Origin of the sequence: Azospirillum sp. B4 (genome assembly GCF_000333275.1) — a bacterium.
In the GTDB taxonomy this organism is placed as follows: Bacteria; Pseudomonadota; Alphaproteobacteria; order Azospirillales; family Azospirillaceae; genus Nitrospirillum.
Genome location: NZ_BACU01000434.1, coordinates 1 through 18,154 on the forward strand (window position 1 = coordinate 1; position 18,154 = coordinate 18,154).

Annotated in this window: 16 protein-coding genes and 1 pseudogene; 3 read left to right on the forward strand and 14 right to left on the reverse strand. The window is 68.0% G+C overall.

The window, feature by feature from the left end:
* The 3 genes and pseudogenes from I55_RS18970 to leuD form a co-directional block, all read left to right on the forward strand.
* Positions 1 to 638: aldehyde dehydrogenase family protein (locus I55_RS18970; RefSeq protein WP_044562149.1), on the forward strand; the 638-nt coding region annotated here is incomplete at its 5' end.
* 141 nt (positions 639 to 779) lie between these two features.
* Positions 780 to 2,188, forward strand: a pseudogene (gene leuC, locus I55_RS18975) (3-isopropylmalate dehydratase large subunit).
* The gene (gene leuD / locus I55_RS18980) at positions 2,188 to 2,805 is read left to right on the forward strand and encodes a 3-isopropylmalate dehydratase small subunit (protein ID WP_044562150.1); all 618 of its coding nucleotides are present in this window, start codon (positions 2,188 to 2,190) and stop codon (positions 2,803 to 2,805) included. Before leuC ends, leuD begins: the two are co-directional and overlap by 1 nt.
* 84 nt (positions 2,806 to 2,889) lie before the next feature.
* Here leuD and I55_RS18985 read toward each other — a convergent pair whose 3' ends face one another.
* The 14 genes from I55_RS18985 to I55_RS19045 all read right to left on the reverse strand — a co-directional run.
* Positions 2,890 to 4,323 (reverse strand): MFS transporter, encoded by a 1,434-nt coding sequence (locus I55_RS18985; RefSeq protein ID WP_049974272.1) that lies wholly within the window; start codon positions 4,321 to 4,323, stop codon positions 2,890 to 2,892.
* Entirely contained in the window at positions 4,320 to 5,183 is an 864-nt protein-coding gene (locus tag I55_RS18990) for an alpha/beta fold hydrolase (RefSeq protein ID WP_044562151.1), read from the reverse strand. The genes I55_RS18985 and I55_RS18990 overlap by 4 nt, the downstream gene beginning before the upstream one ends.
* Positions 5,180 to 6,463, reverse strand: a complete 1,284-nt coding sequence (locus I55_RS18995) for an NtaA/DmoA family FMN-dependent monooxygenase (RefSeq protein WP_044562152.1) — start codon at positions 6,461 to 6,463, stop codon at positions 5,180 to 5,182. The genes I55_RS18990 and I55_RS18995 overlap by 4 nt, the downstream gene beginning before the upstream one ends.
* Positions 6,463 to 7,353 carry an LLM class flavin-dependent oxidoreductase gene (locus I55_RS19000; RefSeq protein WP_049974274.1) on the reverse strand — a complete coding sequence of 297 codons (891 nt, stop codon included), beginning with the start codon at positions 7,351 to 7,353 and terminating at the stop codon, positions 6,463 to 6,465. Before I55_RS19000 ends, I55_RS18995 begins: the two co-directional genes overlap by 1 nt.
* A 10-nt stretch (positions 7,354 to 7,363) precedes the next feature.
* Positions 7,364 to 8,683 carry a Xaa-Pro peptidase family protein gene (locus I55_RS19005; RefSeq protein ID WP_044562153.1) on the reverse strand — a complete coding sequence of 440 codons (1,320 nt, stop codon included), beginning with the start codon at positions 8,681 to 8,683 and terminating at the stop codon, positions 7,364 to 7,366.
* 93 nt (positions 8,684 to 8,776) lie between these two features.
* Complete coding sequence (locus I55_RS19010) at positions 8,777 to 9,790, reverse strand: phosphotransferase enzyme family protein (protein WP_044562154.1); 1,014 nt, start codon at positions 9,788 to 9,790, stop codon at positions 8,777 to 8,779.
* A 23-nt stretch (positions 9,791 to 9,813) separates the two neighbouring features.
* Positions 9,814 to 10,647: an alpha/beta fold hydrolase gene (locus I55_RS19015; RefSeq protein WP_044562155.1), complete on the reverse strand. Its 834-nt coding sequence runs from the start codon at positions 10,645 to 10,647 to the stop codon at positions 9,814 to 9,816.
* Positions 10,648 to 10,878: 231 nt separating this feature from the next.
* Positions 10,879 to 12,243, reverse strand: coding sequence for a TonB-dependent receptor (locus I55_RS33240; RefSeq protein ID WP_159107237.1), 1,365 nt, complete (start codon positions 12,241 to 12,243; stop codon positions 10,879 to 10,881).
* A gap of 20 nt (positions 12,244 to 12,263) precedes the next feature.
* Positions 12,264 to 13,370 carry a TonB-dependent receptor gene (locus I55_RS33245; RefSeq protein ID WP_049974276.1) on the reverse strand — a complete coding sequence of 369 codons (1,107 nt, stop codon included), beginning with the start codon at positions 13,368 to 13,370 and terminating at the stop codon, positions 12,264 to 12,266.
* Positions 13,371 to 13,693: 323 nt separating this feature from the next.
* On the reverse strand, positions 13,694 to 14,881 hold the full coding sequence (locus I55_RS19025) for a class I SAM-dependent methyltransferase (RefSeq protein ID WP_085940056.1): 1,188 nt from the start codon (positions 14,879 to 14,881) through the stop codon (positions 13,694 to 13,696).
* Between the two features lie 23 nt (positions 14,882 to 14,904).
* A complete protein-coding gene (locus I55_RS19030) occupies positions 14,905 to 15,249 on the reverse strand; it encodes a hypothetical protein (protein WP_044562158.1) in 345 nt (114 codons plus the stop codon).
* Positions 15,250 to 15,308: 59 nt separating this feature from the next.
* Positions 15,309 to 15,899: an ureidoglycolate lyase gene (locus tag I55_RS19035; RefSeq protein ID WP_044562159.1), complete on the reverse strand. Its 591-nt coding sequence runs from the start codon at positions 15,897 to 15,899 to the stop codon at positions 15,309 to 15,311.
* Between the two features lie 62 nt (positions 15,900 to 15,961).
* Positions 15,962 to 17,368, reverse strand: a complete 1,407-nt coding sequence (locus tag I55_RS19040) for an MFS transporter (protein WP_085940057.1) — start codon at positions 17,366 to 17,368, stop codon at positions 15,962 to 15,964.
* A gap of 85 nt (positions 17,369 to 17,453) precedes the next feature.
* Positions 17,454 to 18,154: alpha/beta fold hydrolase (locus I55_RS19045; RefSeq protein ID WP_044562160.1), on the reverse strand; the 701-nt coding region annotated here is incomplete at its 5' end.

Here is an 18,154-nt window from a genome sequence, read left to right on the forward strand (position 1 = left end):
ATGCGGCCGTCGAGGGCGCCATCGCGTCCAAGTTCCGCAACGGCGGCCAGACCTGCGTCTGCACCAACCGCTTCTATGTCCAGGACGGCATCCATGACGCCTTCGTGAAAAGGCTGGCGGACCGCGTGGCGGCGTTGCGCGTCGGCGACGGCATGGCGCCGGGGACCGAAGTGGGGCCGCTGATCGACGCCGCCGCCGTGGCCAAGGTGGAGCAGCACGTGGCGGACGCGGTGGACCGGGGCGCGCGCCTGGTGGCCGGCGGCGGGCGCCACGCCCTGGGCGGCACCTTCTACACCCCCGCCGTCCTGACGGGTGTGGCGGCCGGCATGCGCATCGCGGCAGAGGAGACGTTCGGCCCTCTGGCCGGTGTCGTTCGCTTCACGGACGAGGCGGACGCGATATCCCAGGCCAACGCCAGCGAATACGGCCTGGCCAGCTATTTCTACACCCGCGACATCGGCCGTGTATGGCGTGTGGCCGAGGCGCTGGAGGCGGGGATGGTCGGCATCAACACCGGCCTGATCTCCACCGAGGTGGCGCCGTTCGGCGGGGTGAAACAGTCGGGCCTGGGGCGCGAAGGCTCCCGCCATGGCCTGGATGACTACCTGGAACTGAAATACCTGTGCATGGGCCTGTGAGCGGGGGCCTGTGAGCGGGGCCGACCTGAGCGGGGCCGGCCCAGGCTGACCATGCTGCGGACACGGGCGGGCCCGCCATTGTCGACCGGGCGGCACGGTCCTAAGGAATGATGCGTCACAAGCAAGAGATGGTGGTGGTCGGTGCGCGAACCCCAGACCCTTTACGACAAGCTATGGAACAGTCACGTGGTCGCCGAATTGCCGGGCGGTGACGTGCTGCTCTACATCGACCGTCATCTGGTGCATGAGGTCAGCAGCCCACAGGCCTTCGCCGCCCTGCGCGAGGGGGGCCGGGCCATGCGCCGGCCCCGGGCCCACCTGGCCGTGGCCGACCACGCCGTGCCAACGGGCACCCGCGGCGGCGTCATCGCCGATCCGCTGGCCCGGGCCCAGGTGGCGGAACTGGAGCAGAACGTCGCCGACTTCGGCGTGCCCTACCTGGCGCTGGACGGTGAGGATCAGGGCATCGTCCATGTCGTCGGCCCGGAACAGGGCTACACCTTGCCCGCCAGCACCCTCGTATGCGGTGACAGCCACACCTCCACCCACGGCGCCTTCGGCGCGCTGGCGTTCGGCATCGGTTCCGGCGAGAGCGGCACCGTCATGGCGACGCAGTGCCTGAAGCAGCGCCGGTCCAAGACCCTGCGCGTCGAGTTGGTGGGCCTGCCCGGTCCCCACGTCAGCGCCAAGGACATAGCCCTGGCCTTCATCCACCAGGTGGGCGCGCTGGGCGCCCGCGGCTATGCGGTCGAATACACCGGGCCGGCGGTGGAGGCCATGTCCATGGCGGGCCGCCTCACCCTGTGCAACATGACGATCGAGGCGGGGGGCCGCGTCGGCCTGGTCGCGCCCGACGATGTCACCTTCGCCTATCTCCAAGGGCGCCGGCTGGCGCCAAAGGGGGAGGACTGGGATCGCGCCGTCGCCTATTGGCGGACCCTGCGCTCCGATCCCGGCGCCGCTTACGATCGGGTGGTCACCCTGGATGTCGCGGCGCTCAGCCCCCATGTCAGCTGGGGCACCAGCCCCGATGAGGCCGCCCCCGTCACGGGCCACGTGCCCGACCCCGCACCATACCGGGGGAAGCGCCCGGCGTCATGCCGAAAAGGCTTTGCCTACATGGCCTGCGTCCCGGCATGCCCTTCACCGAAATCGCCATCCAACGCGTGTTCATCGGGTCCTGCACCAACAGCCGTATCGAGAATCTGCGCGCGGCGGCGGCTGTCGCCGAGGGCCGGCGGTGGGCCCCGGGCGTGCGCGCCATCGTGGTCCCAGGATCGACCGCGACCAAGAAGCAGGCGGAAGCCGAAGGGCTGGACGCTGTCTTCCTGGCCGCCGGCTTCGAATGGCGCCATGCCGGCTGTTCCATGTGTGTGGCGATGAACGACGACCGGCTGGCCCCGGGGGAACGGTGCGCCAGCACGTCCAACCGCAATTTCGAAGGTCGCCAGGGGCTGGGGGGGCGCACGCACCTCATGAGTCCGGCCATGGCGGCCGCCGCGGCCGTCACCGGCCGCCTGACCGATGTCCGCGATCTGGTGTCCCAATGATGCAGCCCTTCACCCGCGTCCACGGCACGGCGGCGCCGCTGCCGGAAGAGAATGTCGACACCGACATCATCTATCCCGCCCGTTTCCTGCTGATCACCGCGCGCGATGGTCTGGGGGCCTATGCCTTCCATGACCGGCGCTTCCAGGCGGACGGGGCCGAGGTGGGTGATTTCGTCCTGAACCGGGAGCCGTGGCGGAACGCCACCGTCCTGGTCGCCGGAGCCAACTTCGGCTCAGGCTCCAGCCGCGAACACGCGGTCTGGTGCCTGCTAGGCCGGGGCATCCGCTGCGTCATCGCCCCCAGCTTCGGGGAAATCTTCCAGTCCAACTGCTTCCGCAACGGAGTCCTGCCCATCACCCTGCCGGCGACGCAGGTGGAGGCCCTGAGCCGCGCGGCGGGCGAGGGCCGCACCTTCGACGTGGATCTGGAGGCGGAGACGGTGACGGTGGACGGGCTGGCACCGGTGGCCTTCACCGTGCCGGCGGAGCGCAAGCTGGCGCTGCTCAACGGCTGGGATGAGACGGCGACCCTGCTGAACACCCAGGCCGACGCCATCGCCGCGTTCGAGGGACGCCACCACGCGACCCAGCCGTGGCTGTTCATTGATCATCCATGACAGGATGGCGAACGCCATTTGGGGAAAAGCGATCGGCCCGGCGTCATGCCGGGCCGATGCCGTTTGTGGGACAGGGGCGGCCTGTCAGTTGGCCGCAGGCTCCGGCTCGATCACCGATGGGGTGGCGAATTCGGGACTGCGGGCGCCCAGCTTGTAGAAGCTGATGCACAGGGCGTTGCAGATGAACAGCAGCAAGGGAATGACGACATAGCCGGCGTAGAGCGCCAGGACGGCGGAATGCGGCTGTTCCACCAACTGGCCGTTCTTGGTCGGCACATAGTGGGCCAGGTTCAGCAGGATGCCCACCAGGGCCACGCCCAGGGCGAAGGTGCCCTTCTCGATGACGGCCATGATGCTCGACAGCAGGCCCTCACGCCGCAGGCCGGTCAGGTCCCGGTCATAAGCCAGGGTGTCCGCCATCATGGAGATGGACAGCAGGATCATGCCGCCGGCGCCGATACCGCTGGCCACGCCGCGGATCAACAGTTCGACGGTGCCGACGCCATCCTTGCCGACAAGCAGCCAGCTGGCCGCCGCCAGGGCCATGATGGCCATGCCCACCAGATAGGCGTTGCGCTTGCCCGTCCGCCGCTCCAGCCACAGCCAGCCGGGCATGGACAGGCCCGACGCGATGTTCTGCGCCAGGGCCAGCTGCATCTGCCCGGTATAGCCCAGGTGCAGCACGTTCAGCATGAACAGCAGGCTGGTGGTGGCCAGGCTGGCGAACGCCAGGAACTGGCAGACCTTCGCCGCCATCAGCAGGCAGAAGGGCCGGTTGCGGAACACGGTCAGCCATGAGCCGCCGCCGGCCTTTTCCACCGGGGCTGGTGCGACCTCCAGCACCGGCGCCTTGGCCGTGCCGAAGAAGGATAGGACCATCGCGGTGCCGATGACCAGCGCCATGGCCCAGCCCATGACGGCGTAGCCCGTGGCCCCACCACCACCGTGGGAGATGAGGGCGGCGGTACCCGCCATGGCCAGGATCTGCCCCAGTGAGACGAACAGCGTGCGGAAGGACAGCAGACGCGACCGTTCATAGCGCGATGGCGTCATCTCCGACGGCATGGCCATGTAGGGCACGTTGAACAGGGAATAGCCGGTGGAATAAATGACCAGCGCCAACAGCATGTAGAGGATCAGGGCGGTGTCGCCCATGTCGGGCGCGCAGAAGATCATCAGGAAGGACGCGGCGGAGACGAATCCGCCGGCCAGCAGATAGGGCCGGCGCCGGCCCCACCGGCTGCGCGTCCGGTCGCTCAAACTGCCGATGACCAGGTCGGCGATGGCGTCGTACAGCTTCGACGCCATCAGCAGATAGCCGGCCAATTCCGTGTTCTTGCCCAGCACGGTGGACATGAAGGCCGGAAAATAGGCCGTCACCGTGTTCAGCATGATGGAGACGCCGACGGTGCCGACACCGAAGCCGACACAGACCCCCACGCTGAGGCGGGTGGCCCTGTCGGTGGCCTTGTCGGTCGCGGGGTCGGTGGCTGGCTGGGCGGTCATGGGCGCGGTCATGGGCGGTCTCCATCCAGGAAGGCGACAATGGCCCGCGCCTTGGCGGCGGGGTCGGACGCGACTGGCGCCACGTGCCCGTCCCGCAACAGGCCAGCCGCCTCATCGATGGCGGCGTTCAGGGCCGCCAGTTCCCGCTCCGCCTTCAGCAGCAGGACAGGGCAGGAGATGAGGGGCAGGCGTTCCAGCGGCCGGTAGCGGAAAGCGGCGAGATAGGGCAGGGCGTAAGTGTCCAGCGCCTTCAGCACGTCCAGCGCCGCGTCGTGCAGCACCCGGTTGCTGGGCATGTGGCCGGGCAGGCGGTGGTCCGCATCGCGCATGAAGTGGGGGAAGTACAGCGCCTGGTCCCGCACGAAATGAAAGGCCCAGACCATGTGGGCGCCATGCTCGTCCGGTTCCTTGCGCGGGGCGTAGTGCTCCAGGACGGCGGCGCGGGTGGCGTCGTCATAGTCCTTGATACCGTCCAGCACCGCATGGCGCACCCGGCCGCCCCCCTCGGGCCCACCGGCCATGACCGCCAGCTCGCAGGCGGTGCGGGCACCGGTGTGGGTGCCGTAGACGTCGAAGGCGCCGACGCCCAGGGCGTCCGCCAGCCGCAGCACGCTGCCGGCGAAATAGCCGATATCGGGCGACGGCACGGCCGGCGCCGGGGAATCGCCGTTACCCAGCGTGTCGGGGGCGAAGACCGTGCGGCCGGACCGTGCGATCTCCACCATCAGGCCTTCCAGCCAACGGGACGAGGTGGGGGAGGCGTGCAGCAGGAACACCGGCGGCTGGGTCGCCGCCGGGTTCACGATGCGCCGCAGGTGGACCTGGCCTTCCGCGATGCGGACGAAGGCGCGTTCGACGGCGATGTCCGTCATGCCTGGAAATCGCAGCCGAGGTGATCGCGCAGGGTGGGGCCCTGGTATTCCCGCCGCAGCAGGCCGCGCGCCTGCAGCAGCGGGGCCACGTGGGCGCAGAACAGCTCCAGCTCGCTGGGCATGAAGCCCGGCTGCAGGGTGAAGCCGTCGCAGGCGCCGGCGTCGATCCAGGTTTCCATGCGGTCGGCCATCTGCTCCGCCGTGCCCACGAAGATGGCGTGGCCGCGCGGCTTGCGGGCGTAGTCGCGACACGCCTCCGCGATGGTCTGGCCGGCCTCCACCGCCGGGGTCAGCATGCGTCGCACGTCGGCCGGCGGGAATTCACAGGTGGCGCAGATCTCATCCAGCGGGAAGGGCTTGTCCGCCGGCAGCCGGGTCAGGTCGAAGCCGATGGATTCGCTCAGGTACTCGATGCACAGCTGGTCGTCGGCCAGTTCCAGCATGTGGCGGTGCTTGCGCTGCGCCTCCTCCTCCGTGTCGCCCAGGATGAAGGCCAGGCCCGGCATGATCAGCATCTTGGTCGGGTCGCGGCCCAGGGCGCGGGCACGCTCATGGATGTCGTCGCGGAAGGCGCGGCCGGCGTCGATGGTGGGGGCGGGGCAGAAGATGGCCTCCGCCGACTTGGCGGCGAAATGGCGGCCGTCCGGCGACTGGCCCGCCTGCACCAGCACGGGCCGGTACTGGGGGGATGTCGGGAAGTCCAGCGTGCCGTCGATCTGGAACCACTGGTTCCGCAGCGCCTCGGCGGTTGCCATCGGGCTGCCCGCCGCCGCGCGCCAGAAGGCGTCGGCAGCGTCGACGAAGGCCTGGGCGCGGATGTAGCGCGCCGATTTCTCCAGCAGCTCCGGCTCGCCGAAGTTCCAGGCGGAATTGGGGTGGGCGGTGGTGACGATGTTCCAGCCGGCCCGGCCCTCACTGACGAAGTTGAGGGCGGCGAACTTGGCCGCCACCTCCGCCGGCTCGTTGTAGGTGGTCGAAACGGTGGCGACCAGGCCGACACGGCTGGTCACGCCGGCCATCACCGACAGCAGGGTGAAGGGGTCCAGCGTGGGAATGGCCAGACGGCCGGGCGTGCGGCCGGCGGCGTCGCGGCCCTGCAGTTGGTCGCCGAAGACGATGGCGTCAAAGCGCGCATCCTCCACCATGCGGGCCACGCGCTCGTAATAGGCGCGATGGAACACCGCGCCGGGGGTGGCCTTCGCGTCCCGCCAGCCGCCGGGAAAGAAGCCGATGCCTTGGAGGAAGGCCCAGAGATGCAGTCTGCCGTTCTCGCGTGACATCAGGCGGTGACCTTCTTGGAATAGGGGTTGGCGGGCATGTCCAGGCCCAAGCGGGCGCGGGCCGTGGCGCCGGGCGCGGACCGCCGGGCGTGGCGCAGGCGCAGCGCCTCCAGCAGGTCGATGGCGTCGGCGCCCATCAGGTGCAAGCCCTCCGCCCGGCCCTCGCGGACCAACGCCTCGGCCTGCGCCACGGTGGCGGCCGTGGTCTTCAACAGGCGCACGGCCCCACGCGCATCGCCACCAGCCACCTGGTCCACGCCGCCCAGCACCACGTCGGCGGGGATGGCGCTGCCGGCCACATCGTCCAGGTCGCGCACCAGCAGGGGATGCCCCTGCGGCGGCCGTGCCGCGTTCAGCGGGCCCATGGTCTTGAAGAAGGGGCCGCGATAATCCACCCGCCGGACCTTGGCGCTGTCGAGATAGGCGCCGCTGGCCTTATCGATGATCAGGGCGTCCTGGTCCCAGCTGTCCCACAGGGCGCGGGTGGCACGGATGAAATCGTCATGCTTGGCCACCGCGTCGGCGGACGGCAGGTGATAGACGTCGCCGTAGGCCGCGTCGAACCGGGCGCCGCCACCCAGCAGGGGCATCCACCCGGCGCGGCCGCCGGTCAGGAAATCCGCCGCCGACAGGGCGCGGGCGATGTGGAAGGGGACGGAATGCAGGGCCGGCAGGGCCGCCACCACTACGGGCGTGGCCAGGCGGCGGGTGATCCAGGGCAGGGTCACCACCGCCTCCAGCCGCCCCGGCTCCAGCGCGCCGCCGTCGTTGGCGCGGGCAAGAAGGACGAAATCGGCGGCCGCCCCCTCAACGCGGTCGGCGAGGCGGCCCAACTGGGCGAAGGCCGTCCCGTCCCGCGCCGGGACGTCGATACTGATCGATAGGTACATGGCGAAAGCCTCAGATCGTGATGACGTGTTTGCCGAGGGGGTGGATGGGCTCCGCGCCATCGCGCGTGATCACCACCAAATCCTCGATGTGCACCGATCCCCCGATGCCGGTATCCAGCGAGGGGCAGTCGACGCTCAGGATCATGTTCTCTTCCAGGGTCAGGTCGTTCTTGCCGTAAAAGCCGCCCCGCACCTCACCCGGCTCATCGGTATGCATCAGGCCGACGCTGTGCGGCCCGAAGGTGACGAGGTCGCCCACGCCCGACTTGCGCAAGGTTTCCAGGCCGATGCGGCTGACCTCCGAGAAGCGCATGCCGGGGCGCAGCTGTTCGCGGATGGCCTTCCAGCCCGCCTGCGCCGCATCCGCCGCGCGGACCGCCGCCGCCGCCGGCTCGCCCACGAACACCGTGCGGGCGTAGTCGCCGTGATAGTTCTGGAAGTGGCCAACGCCGTCGAAGAACAGCGACTGGCCGTCGCGCACCGTGTCCGACGTGGGCAGGTCGGACGAGACGCGGTCGATGGTCATGAACACGGCGCGGTTGCCGCGCCGGGCGCTTTCCATGGCGAATAGCCGGCGCATATCCCGATAGTTGGCGCCGGCGCGGACCTGGGCGATGACGGCGTCAACCGCCGCGGCGTTCGCCTGCGCCCCCCGCCGCATCAGCGCCAGTTCAAGCGGCGACTTCACCACCCGGATCCAGCGCAGCAGATTGTCCGCCGGGGTTAGGGCGCCCGGCCGTTCATGGCGTTCGCACACCATGCGGACGACGTCATGGTCATAGGCCAGCCGGCCCGACCACAGGCCCATGTCGCGCAAGGCGTTGGCCAGGGCGCCGCCGCTGTCCGCCGCGAGGGGCCGGGTGCGAAGGGCGACGTCGGTGCGGTCGCGCCGCCGCTCCTCGACCTGGGTCAGAGGGGCGGCGCCCCTGTCGGCGAACAGGCCGGCCCAGGGCTCCACCGTGCGCTCCGCGCCCTCATCCCCCGCCTCCTGGAACAGGTAGGCGGCAACACCGTCGCGCGGACCGCCGTCGACGAAGGTGTAGTAGTAGATGAAGTGTGAGGTGACGATGGCCGGCGCGTGCCGCGGGTCGCGGCTCAGGATGGCGAAGGTGGTGGGCGGCTGGCCCTGCCGCGTCGTGCCGATCTGCGGCCAGTAGCCCAGCGCGTGGAAGACGTTCAGGGGATCGCCCAGCACGAAACCGTCGATCCCGAAGCGGTCCATGATCTCATAGGCCCGGGGCATGTTGATGGGCCCGCCCCGTTGCAGGCCCTGCAGCAGGGCGTCGTCGTCGGCCATGAGGGCCGCGAGGTGGGTATCGAAAGCATCCATGGGACCACCTTGGAGGGGGAGCCTCCGGTTTTCAGGCCTGGGACGAAAGGCGCGGGCCGGGCGATGGAACAGGACGTCCGGCCCGCGCGTGGGTCACAGCAGGCCCAGGGGACGGGCGCGGGTCTTGATGTAGTCGCCCAGCCAGTCCAGGTTGCGGAAGCGGAGGGTGCCGCGGCCAACGGCGGCAGAGGATTCCGCCATGCCCGCCACCAGACGGAAGGCTTTGGCCATCAGGAACAGCTCACCATGTTCCTTCTCCGCCTTGGTGAAGGGACGGACGGTCTCATACCCCCGCTCGAACGCCTCGCCGTAGCTTTCGGAGAAGCCGTAGAACAGGTTGCCCCAGACGAAGTTCTTCACGTCCTGCATCAGGTAGTCCTCACCCGTCCCGTCGAAGTCGAGGAAGGTGATGCGCCCGTCGTCGGCCACGTGGACGTTGCTGGAATGGAAGTCGCAATGGCAGATGCCCAGGGGCACGTCGTCCGACCTGATGTCGATCAGGCGTTGGGCCAGGCGCTCCACGATGATGGCGTAGTCACGCAGGTCGTCCGGCCGGTCGTAGACGAAGTTCAGCAGGGCCGGGACGGTGACCCTGAAGCGCACGACGTTATCGGTGGAGAACGGGCGTCCACCATTGTAGGCAAGGCCGTGCAGGTGCATCTGGGCGAACAGGGCGCCAATGCGCTCGGCATCGGCGATGTTCAGGCGATCGGTGAACTTCTTGCCCGGCGCCCAGTCGTACAGGGCGATGGCGCGGGGGCCTTCGGGCGAGTCCAGCTTGAAGTACAACTCCCCATCGCGGGTGCGCACACCGGCGGAGGCCGGGAAGCCCTGCTGGCGCAGGTAGTCCAGGAAGTTCAACTCCGTCGCCACCTCGTCCACGCCACGATAGGTCTTGCGCCAGACGCGCAGGGCGTAGCGCTCATCGGCGCCCTGGACCAGGTAGACGTCGTTCATGCCCCGGTACAGCAGGAAGGCGGTCACGGGGCCGGCGATCTCGTAGCGCCGGGCCACTTCCGTCGCCAGGAATCCCGGATCCATGACCGAGTGGGAGATCTTGGCCATGGGCAGGGATGTCTGCGGCGGCACGGCGGCAGGGGCGGTCATCGGCAACTCCTAACTATCAAGGATCAAGGCAGGTCATAAAAGCGGCGCAACTCGACACCCATGAGGGTGACGGCGGCGGGAAGGTCGAAGATGTCCCGTTCCCATTCCGGCATCTCGACGATGGTGTGGTTGGGCAGCAGGGCGGCCGCGGCCAGGGAGCAGTCGCGGATGTCCTCATTGGGCTGAAGCACCAGGACGGATTGCGTCACCAGCGGCAGGCGGGGGTGGTATTCATAGCTCCACACCGCGACGTAGGCCCACTGGCCGCGGTCCATGACGCGCAGCTTGTCGACCCAGTTGTCGGCGGCGCGGCGCAGGGGAACACCCGCCGCGCGGGAGACGACGACGTAGTCCCAAAGGCGCTTGGCCAGGTCCAGCGCCACCTCGCCCGCCTCATCCAGGGGCGGGGCGGTGTGGGCGACATCGAGCAGGGCGGCGGCTTCATCGGGCGTGCGCATGGGCATGCCGGTGACGGCCAGGCGGCGCACCAGGTCGGGTCGGGCCAGGGCGGCCTCGATGGACAGCAGGGCACCGGTGTGGAAGCCATAGAGGTCGCAGCCCTCGGCGGCCGTGATGCCCAGGTCCGGCAGGACCTCCATGAGGGCGGAGGCGTAGCCGGCGATGGTCAGTGGCGCCGGGGGGCGGTCGGACATGCCGTAGCCCGGCGTGTCCAGCGCCAGGACCACGCGGTCGGTGGCCATTTCGGCGATCAGCGGCTCATATTCGAAGGAGGAGGAGGGGTTCTGGTGGAACAGCACCAGGGGCCGGCCGACGACCGGGCCTGATGGCCGGGCGACGCGGTAGTGGACCTGGCCGTACCGGCCGGCGGTATAGCCGCGGGTGATGACGATGCTCATGGGAAAGGGGCTCCGATGCTGCCCGGGATGCGCATGCCGTGCCGGGGGACGCGATGCCGGAATTACCGACCGGAAACCCGGGCGCGTGACACGGGGTCGCCTGCCCGTGTCCACCAGGTGGACACGGCCGCCGGTATTGTTTTGGAGGCTGGAACGCGGGGGCCGGCCGGCAGGCAGGCAGGGGGCGGACGGCGCGTAACGGCCGTCCGCCGGCCTTTTAGGCGTCAGGGGTCAGAACTTGTACCGGACCTGGAAGCCGAACGTGCGGCGTTCGGGCAGGCCAACCACCAGGGCGGAAAGGGTGCTGGTGTAGGCGAAGTTGTTGGTGAAGATGAACTGGTCGCTGATCGACGTGTAGGTGGTGTTGTCGAACAGGTTGTTGATGAAGAAATCCGCCGAGATATCGCCCTGGGTGGCGCCCAGGCGGACGTTCACGGTGTGGCGGTCCGGGGTCTTCACCACATTGGCCGCGTTCGACCACACGCCCGACTTGTAGATGTAGTCGGCGCGGGCGAACCAGGTGCCGTCCATCCAGCCCTTCAGTTCACCATTGTACTGCAGGCCAGCGTTGGCCGAGTACTTGGAGGTGTTGGGCATCTCCTTGCCGCTGAAGTCGGTGACGCCGGTCAGCTTGGTGACGGCGGTGGACTTGTACGACTGGATGTCGGTGTCGACCAGGGCGGCACCGACATTCAGGGCGATCTGCTTCGTCAGCGCGTAGGTGCCGTCGAACTCGATACCCTTCAAATCCACATCGCCGGTGTTGTCGTAGCTGGTGATGGCGAAGGCGGAGTTGGTGACCGGGTCGATACCGGACAGGTTCAGCGAATTGATCTGGTTGCGCCACTGGGCGTAGTAGCCGTCCAGGGTGAAGCGCAGGCGGCCGTCGAACAGGCGGCCCTTCAGACCGATCTCGTAGTTGGTCACCTCTTCCGGATCGACCTGCACCTTCAGCCCGGCCGCCGCCGCCGCACGCTGCGTGGCGGCGGAGGAGGAGATGAAGCTGGTGTTGAAGCGGCCCGGGTTCACACCCTGCGCGTAGGAGGCGTAGGTCATCAGGTCATCGTTCAGCTGGTACTGCGCGATGAAGCGGGGCATGAAGTTTTCATAAGACTTGCTCAGCATCAGCGAACCACCGGCATAGTAACCAGCCGGCACGAAGTTGCTGTTGGTCGCGGTATAGCCGCTGAGCGGGGCGTAGGCGAACAGCTTGTCGATCTGGTAGCGGCCCTCGGCGCTAAGGCTGAGCGCGTCGGTCACCTGGTAGGTGATGCCGTAGAAGCCGCTGGAGGTGCGGGCCCGGGTCTCGCCGTTGGCGCTGAAGAAGGCGGTCTTGCCCAGGGCGCCGTTGCCGCCACCGTTTCCGGCCTGCGTCCAGGCATCGATGAAGTTCACGCCACCGGTGACCCGCAGGGGGCCGCTGTCGTAGGCCAGGCGCAGTTCCTGGGAGAAGTCGTCCGTCTTGCGCTCGACCAGGTAGGGATAGTCGAAGTAGGTGCGGGCGCCGCTGGGGATGGAGCCAAAGCCGTTGTTCAGGACCGAGCTGTCGCCGTAATTGTCCAGGTCGACGAAGGCGCTGTACTTCTCGCTGTTCACGCCCATCAGATAGCTGACGGTCAGGTCGGTGTCGGGGATCTCGTAATCCGCCGCGATGTGGCCGTGGTAGAAGTGGCGAACAGGCCGTAACCCTGCGCGCCATCGGAAGGCGATATGAAGCGGCCATTGGGCAGGGACAGGAAATTCTTGATGTAGCTGTCGGTCAGGGTGGACGCCGAGGGGGTGGTGGACGTCAGCGACGGCGCGGTGCCGCAGAAGGTGGGGTTGCCGTTCAGCTTGCAGTTGGACTGGCCCTGGACGACGACCTTGCCCGACGAATTCGTGACGGTGTAGGCGGAAATCAGGCCCTGGGCGGAGGGGCCGTCGTCATCCTTCGACAGCAGGCCGAAGGCCTTGATCGTCAGGCCGTCGATGGGCTTGAACACCAGCATCAGCGTGCCGCTGGTGGTGGACTGGTCGCCCAGCGTCTGGCTGGTGTTGGAGGCGTTCTCATAGGAACCGCTCTTGGAGAAGCGGTCGCCGGTGACGCGGAAGGTCAGCTTGTCGCCCACGATCGGGCCTTCCAGCGCGGCGCTCAAACGATAGTTGTCACGGCTGCCCACCATGGCGCTGGCGCTGCCGTGGAATTCATCCGTGGGCACCTTGTTCACCACGTTGAAGGCGCCGGCGAAGGTGTTACGGCCGAAATACGCGCTCTGCGGTCCCTTCAGCACTTCAACGCGTTCCGGGTCGGAAATCGTGGTCAGCGCCGAGGCGGAGCTGACGGGCACGCCGTCGATGAAGGTCGCGACCGTGGTGATGTCAACGATGGCCGGGGCGAAGCCGCGGATGACCATCTGCTGGAAGGAACGATCGCTGCGCCCGGCGGCGTTATTGGTCACGTTCATGCCGGGCGTCTGGTCGGCGATGTCATTGACCGAGACGACACCGCGCTGCGCGATGGTGTCACTGGTCAGCACGCTGACGGCGACGGGGGTCTTCAGCACGTCTTCCGATCGCTTGCGCGCGGTGACCACGATTTCCTGAAGTTCACCGAAATCTTCGGCGGGGGCGGCCGTTTCGGCGGCGGCATAGGCCATCGGCATGCCCGCGACGAAGCCGCTGGCCGCCGAAATGCTGAATAAGGAAGCACCGATTAGTGCGGTACGTGTCGTCTTGTTGACCACGGAAGTCTCCCAGTTTCTAGAGCTCTCTTCGCATCAATAATTTTTATTAGTGCCGCTGAATAACATTCTTCGACGCAAACAGCGGGTGCAACTGTCCTGCCGATGCAGCCTTTAGGCCTGCCTCGTATTTCTCGGTCTTGCTGCCGGAATTGAGTTTGAGGATTAATTGTGAGGCCACGCGGCGCAATGCCCGGGGCGCTGCTGTCCACCAGGTGGTTGCGCCTTTCGCATGGTCGGACCTATGTTTAAGCATGAATAAAAAAAGGAGGCCGGGGCGATGCTGCGGCCTCCTGTCATCGTTCATGCGGACGGTGGCCCGCCCGTCAGTTCAGCCCGGCCGTCTTGATGGCGGAGCAGACGTACCAGCTGCCCAGCAGGGTGCGACCCTGGGGGTCGCCTTGCGTGAAGAAGTCGTCGCGGTTGGCGCGGGCCTCGGCGACGCCCTTGCGATAGCCCACGATCACATCATCGCTGGCGAAGCCCGCGCCGACGCTGGTGGCGACATAGTCCACCCGGCTGAGCGCCGCCATGAACGGCTCGTTGTTGTAGTGCGATTCAAAATCGCAGCGCATCTGTTCCCACAGCCCCAGGTGTTCATGGCGCGGAGGCACCTCGACGTGGGCCATGACGCCGCCCGGTCGCAGCAGGCGATGGCATTCCGCGAAGATGTTGCGCATGGCCGCGGCCGAAGTTTCATGCAAGAGGGCGGAGGAGGTGATGAGGTCGAAGTTGGCGTCCTCGAACCGCGTATGTTCGGCGTTCTGCTGGCTGAAATGAATGGCTTGGCCCATGGCTTCCGCGCGGGCGTGGCCATAGCGCAACATGGGCGCGCCCACATCGATGGCGTGTACCTCCGCATCCGGGAAGGCGGCGGCGATGGCCACGGTGCTGTGCCCGACGGAGCATCCTAGATCCAGGATGCGGCGGGGCTTCAGGTCGGGATAGAAATCCCGCAGATGCGCCACCAGCGTCTGTCCGCGCCCGTCGTTCTTCCAGCCGCCGTTAAGATTGCGCAGATAGGTCGAGGCGAAACGGTCGTACAGCGCGCCCGCCCTGAAGTCCGCGGCCGAGGTGTCGACATGATAACTGCCGGGCATGCGGTGGTGGTCGAACGCGGCGATGTAGCGGGGGATGGCCAGGTCCGGGTCCAGGGTCAGCGAGCCGCGTGGCGCCGCCGTCCGTTCGGATACGGCATTGGCCAGGGTGTCGTATTGGCGGTCCACGCTGGCGCCCAGGGCGCGCCAGATCTGGTCCTGGTAGAAGAAGCTGAGCGACAGCCAGTACTGGTGAAAGGGATGGTCCTCCAGGGTCGCCCGCATCTGGGCGCTGGACTTGGGCGGCGCGCCTGTCTTCGCCGTGATCTCGGGAACGATCACCTCGTTCACCAGCCGCTTGTCCAGCGGGTCCATGTTCTGAATGGTCCACAGGCGCATGGCCAGGAAGTGATCTTCCATCGCCTGTTCGTCATGCGTCGCCTGCGGCATGACGGCGTGTCCGAAATGCTCGGTCATGGTGTGTCCTTCCAGGAAAGGGGTCAGTTCGTCGTCACTTCGTCCAGCACGCTGTCGTAATCGCGCTGTTCCCTCAGGCTGTCCGGCAGCAGCTTGTCCCGGGCCACGCCCAGGACGCGGTCATAGGCCAGCTGACGGTACGCGGCGCGATAGGCGCGCGCCTCCACGTCGGGGCGGAAGGCGTCGACATCGGCGGGGCCATAGCCGCCGGCCAGGCGCTCATGGGCGTCCAGCCGGTCGCGTAGCACCATCACCTCGCCCAGCAGCGCCATGACCATCGAGGCCAGCGCGTCGGTGGTGGCGTCCTTGAAGATGGTCGGCTGGCTGCCTTGGGACCGGCTGACCCTTTCCCTGTTCTTGCGTTCCATGGGATTCCCTATTCCGTTTTCTTGTGATCCTGGCGCCTTCGCGCCCTTGTGATCGACGCTCACGCCCGCGCGGCGGGTTGGGCGAACCGGATCAGCGTGCCCGTGCGCCCTTGGATGTCCTTCTTGTCCAGGTCGGGTCCGAAGGCCTCCTCCGTCACCGCGTCGCGCTGGTGCAGGTCGTAGCCCGTCTGACTGGAAAGGATGACGACCACATCGGTGGCATCCTCCACGGCGAAGGGGAACTCATGCCAGGTGCCCAGATGCAGGGTGAAGCCGGCGCTGCCGTCGAACAGGAAGGCACGGGCCTGCGACAGGTCGGGCAGGTCGCCGTCCGACGGCGGCGCCATCACGACGACGAAGGGCTTCCCGGCCAGCGGGATGAACGTCTGCGTGTGCTGGAAGTGGCGTTCCATGTAGCGCACCTCCGGCGGGCGGGTATCCACCGTCGCCAGGCTGATGTCCACCGGATGCTCGCAGGCGAAATCCACCGGATAGCGCATCAGCACCCGCCCCTTGTAGAAGTCCACCGGGACGGGCTTGACGTCGGCTGTGCGGCCCAGGACGCGCCCGAACGCGGCCAGGGCGTCCGGCGTGGCGGCCTCGACGGCCAGGGTTACGACGCCAGCGGCGGCTGTGGCGGCTTGGGTCATTGAAGGTACCTCGTTCATGGATGGCGGCGGGGTGCCGCGATGGGAGAGGCCGGCGGCGGCCGTCAGCGGTAGGGGCCCACCCTCTGGCCTTCGGCTGCCAACAGCATGGTGGCGGCCTCGCCCCCTGCCAGGCGCTGCCGGACCATGCCACGCCGGGCCAGCGCGAACAGGGCCGCCCCGCCCAGCAGCGCCGGGATGACGACGATGGCGATGGAGTAGCCGACCTGCGCCGGGTTCCGGAACAGGTGGTCGGTCAGTGTCGCCACCAGCAGCGGGCCCAGGGTGGCGCCGATGATGGTGTTGACCAGGCCGCTCAGGGCGATGGCGCTGCCGCGCATGGTGGGCGGCACGATGGACTGAAGGGTGGCGAAGGTGGTGGCGCCCAGCACAGCGAAGATGGCGCTGCTGCTGGCCACCAGGAACATGGCGAAGACGGGACCGGGAACGAACACGGCCAGCGCCGACGGAATGGCCAGCAGCGGACCGACGATCAGGATCCCGAACTTGGCCATGGCGATGGACCGGCGGGCGAAGTGATCGATCATCAGGCCGCCCACCAGCGGCCCCAGGAAGGAAAAGGCCATGGAGAACGGCCCGAGCCAGGTCCCGATCATCGCCGGTCCCAGCCCGAAGGCCCGCGTCAGCATGGCCGGCGACCAGGCGGCGGCGGCATAGGCCGCCATGAAGCACAGGGCGAAACCCAGGTACAGCGGGGCGAAGACCGCGCCGTTGCGCTTCAGGAAGGACAGCTTGTCGGCCAGCGTGGTGGCGTCGGCCGCCCCCTGGACGCTGCGGCGCGGCGGCTCCCGGGTCATCAGCATCAGGGCGACCACCACCAGGCCCAGGGTGCCGCAACCGATGAAGGCCACGCGCCAGGGGGCAGCGTTCTGGAGCAGGGGAATGCCGGCGAAACGCCCATTGGCCGCCGCAGCCATGATGAAGCTGGTCAGCGAAATGGCCAGGCCGTTGGCCACGGCCTGGCCGGTCAGGAACAGGCTGAGGGGCTTGCCCCGGCGGTGGGGCGGGAACAGGTCGGCGATCAGCGATACCGCCGCCGGTCCCAAGGCGGCCTCGCCCAGGCCCACCAGCAGGCGGGAGGCGAACAGCTCACCGAAGGTGGCGGCCAGGCCGCCGCCGATGGTGGCCAGGCTCCACACCAGGACGCCGACGGACACCAGCAGGCGCCGTGACACGCGGTCGGCGACCAGGCCCAGCGGGATGCCCACCGTGGCGTAGAACAGTCCGAAGGCCAGTCCCTGCAACAGGCCGATCTGGAAATCGACCAGGCCCAGATCATGGCGGACCGGGTCCACGACGATGTTGATGATGCCGCGATCGATGATGGACACGATGGCGGCCAGGAACAGGACGGTGACGGTCCACCATGCCGTGCGGCCGCGGGGATAATCCGCCTGGCCGGCGGCCGCCGGGACAGGGGCCGGGGAATCTTCAGAAATAATCGTCGTCACCGTATGCCTCCCACTGCGGCGGGCAACCCGGCGGGGTGCCTCGCCTTCTCAAGCGCCGTGCCCGAACGACGGACTGGGCGGGCCATCAAGGTGCCGCCCCTGGCGGCGGAAGCGCATCCAGAAATTCACCCAGGTCGGCGGCGAACCGGTCCGGGCTCTCCCACATCGGCCAGTGGCCGATACCGGGGTAATGGATCACTTTCACCTGGGTCCCGGTGAACCGCTTCACCGATGCGTCGGCGCTTTGCGAGATAACCGTGTCCTCATCCGACCATTGCAGCAATACCGGCGCGCGCACTTGGCCGGCGATGGCGCCCACGTCCGTGGTGCGGAACAGCACGACGTTGGACTTCAGATAGGCCTGCTGGTTGGGGATGGCGCCAGGCAGGTTGGCCATGTCGTACATGATGCGGGCCAGATAGGGCGGCACCCGCCAGCCGGGATGGGAGGTGTCTTGCAGCACCAGGCTGTAGAAGAACTGCGGATGGTAGTCGGGCAGCACCGCGTTGTGGAAGGCCAGCATCCAGCGGATGCGCCAGTCGACCTGGCGGGTCTGGCTGGGCCGTTCCAGCGGCAGCATGGAGAAGGCCATGGCCCGGATGCGGACGGGGTTATCGGCGTTCAGCTGCAGGGCGACATTGCAGCCGTTGGACGTCGCGACCACGGCCAGGGGGCCGAACGCCAGCTGGTCGAGCACCAAGCCCACCAACCGCGCCGCTTCGGCGGTGGTGTACCCCCGGGGGTTGGGGGCGCTGAGGCCATAGGGCGGCCAATCAACCCGGATCA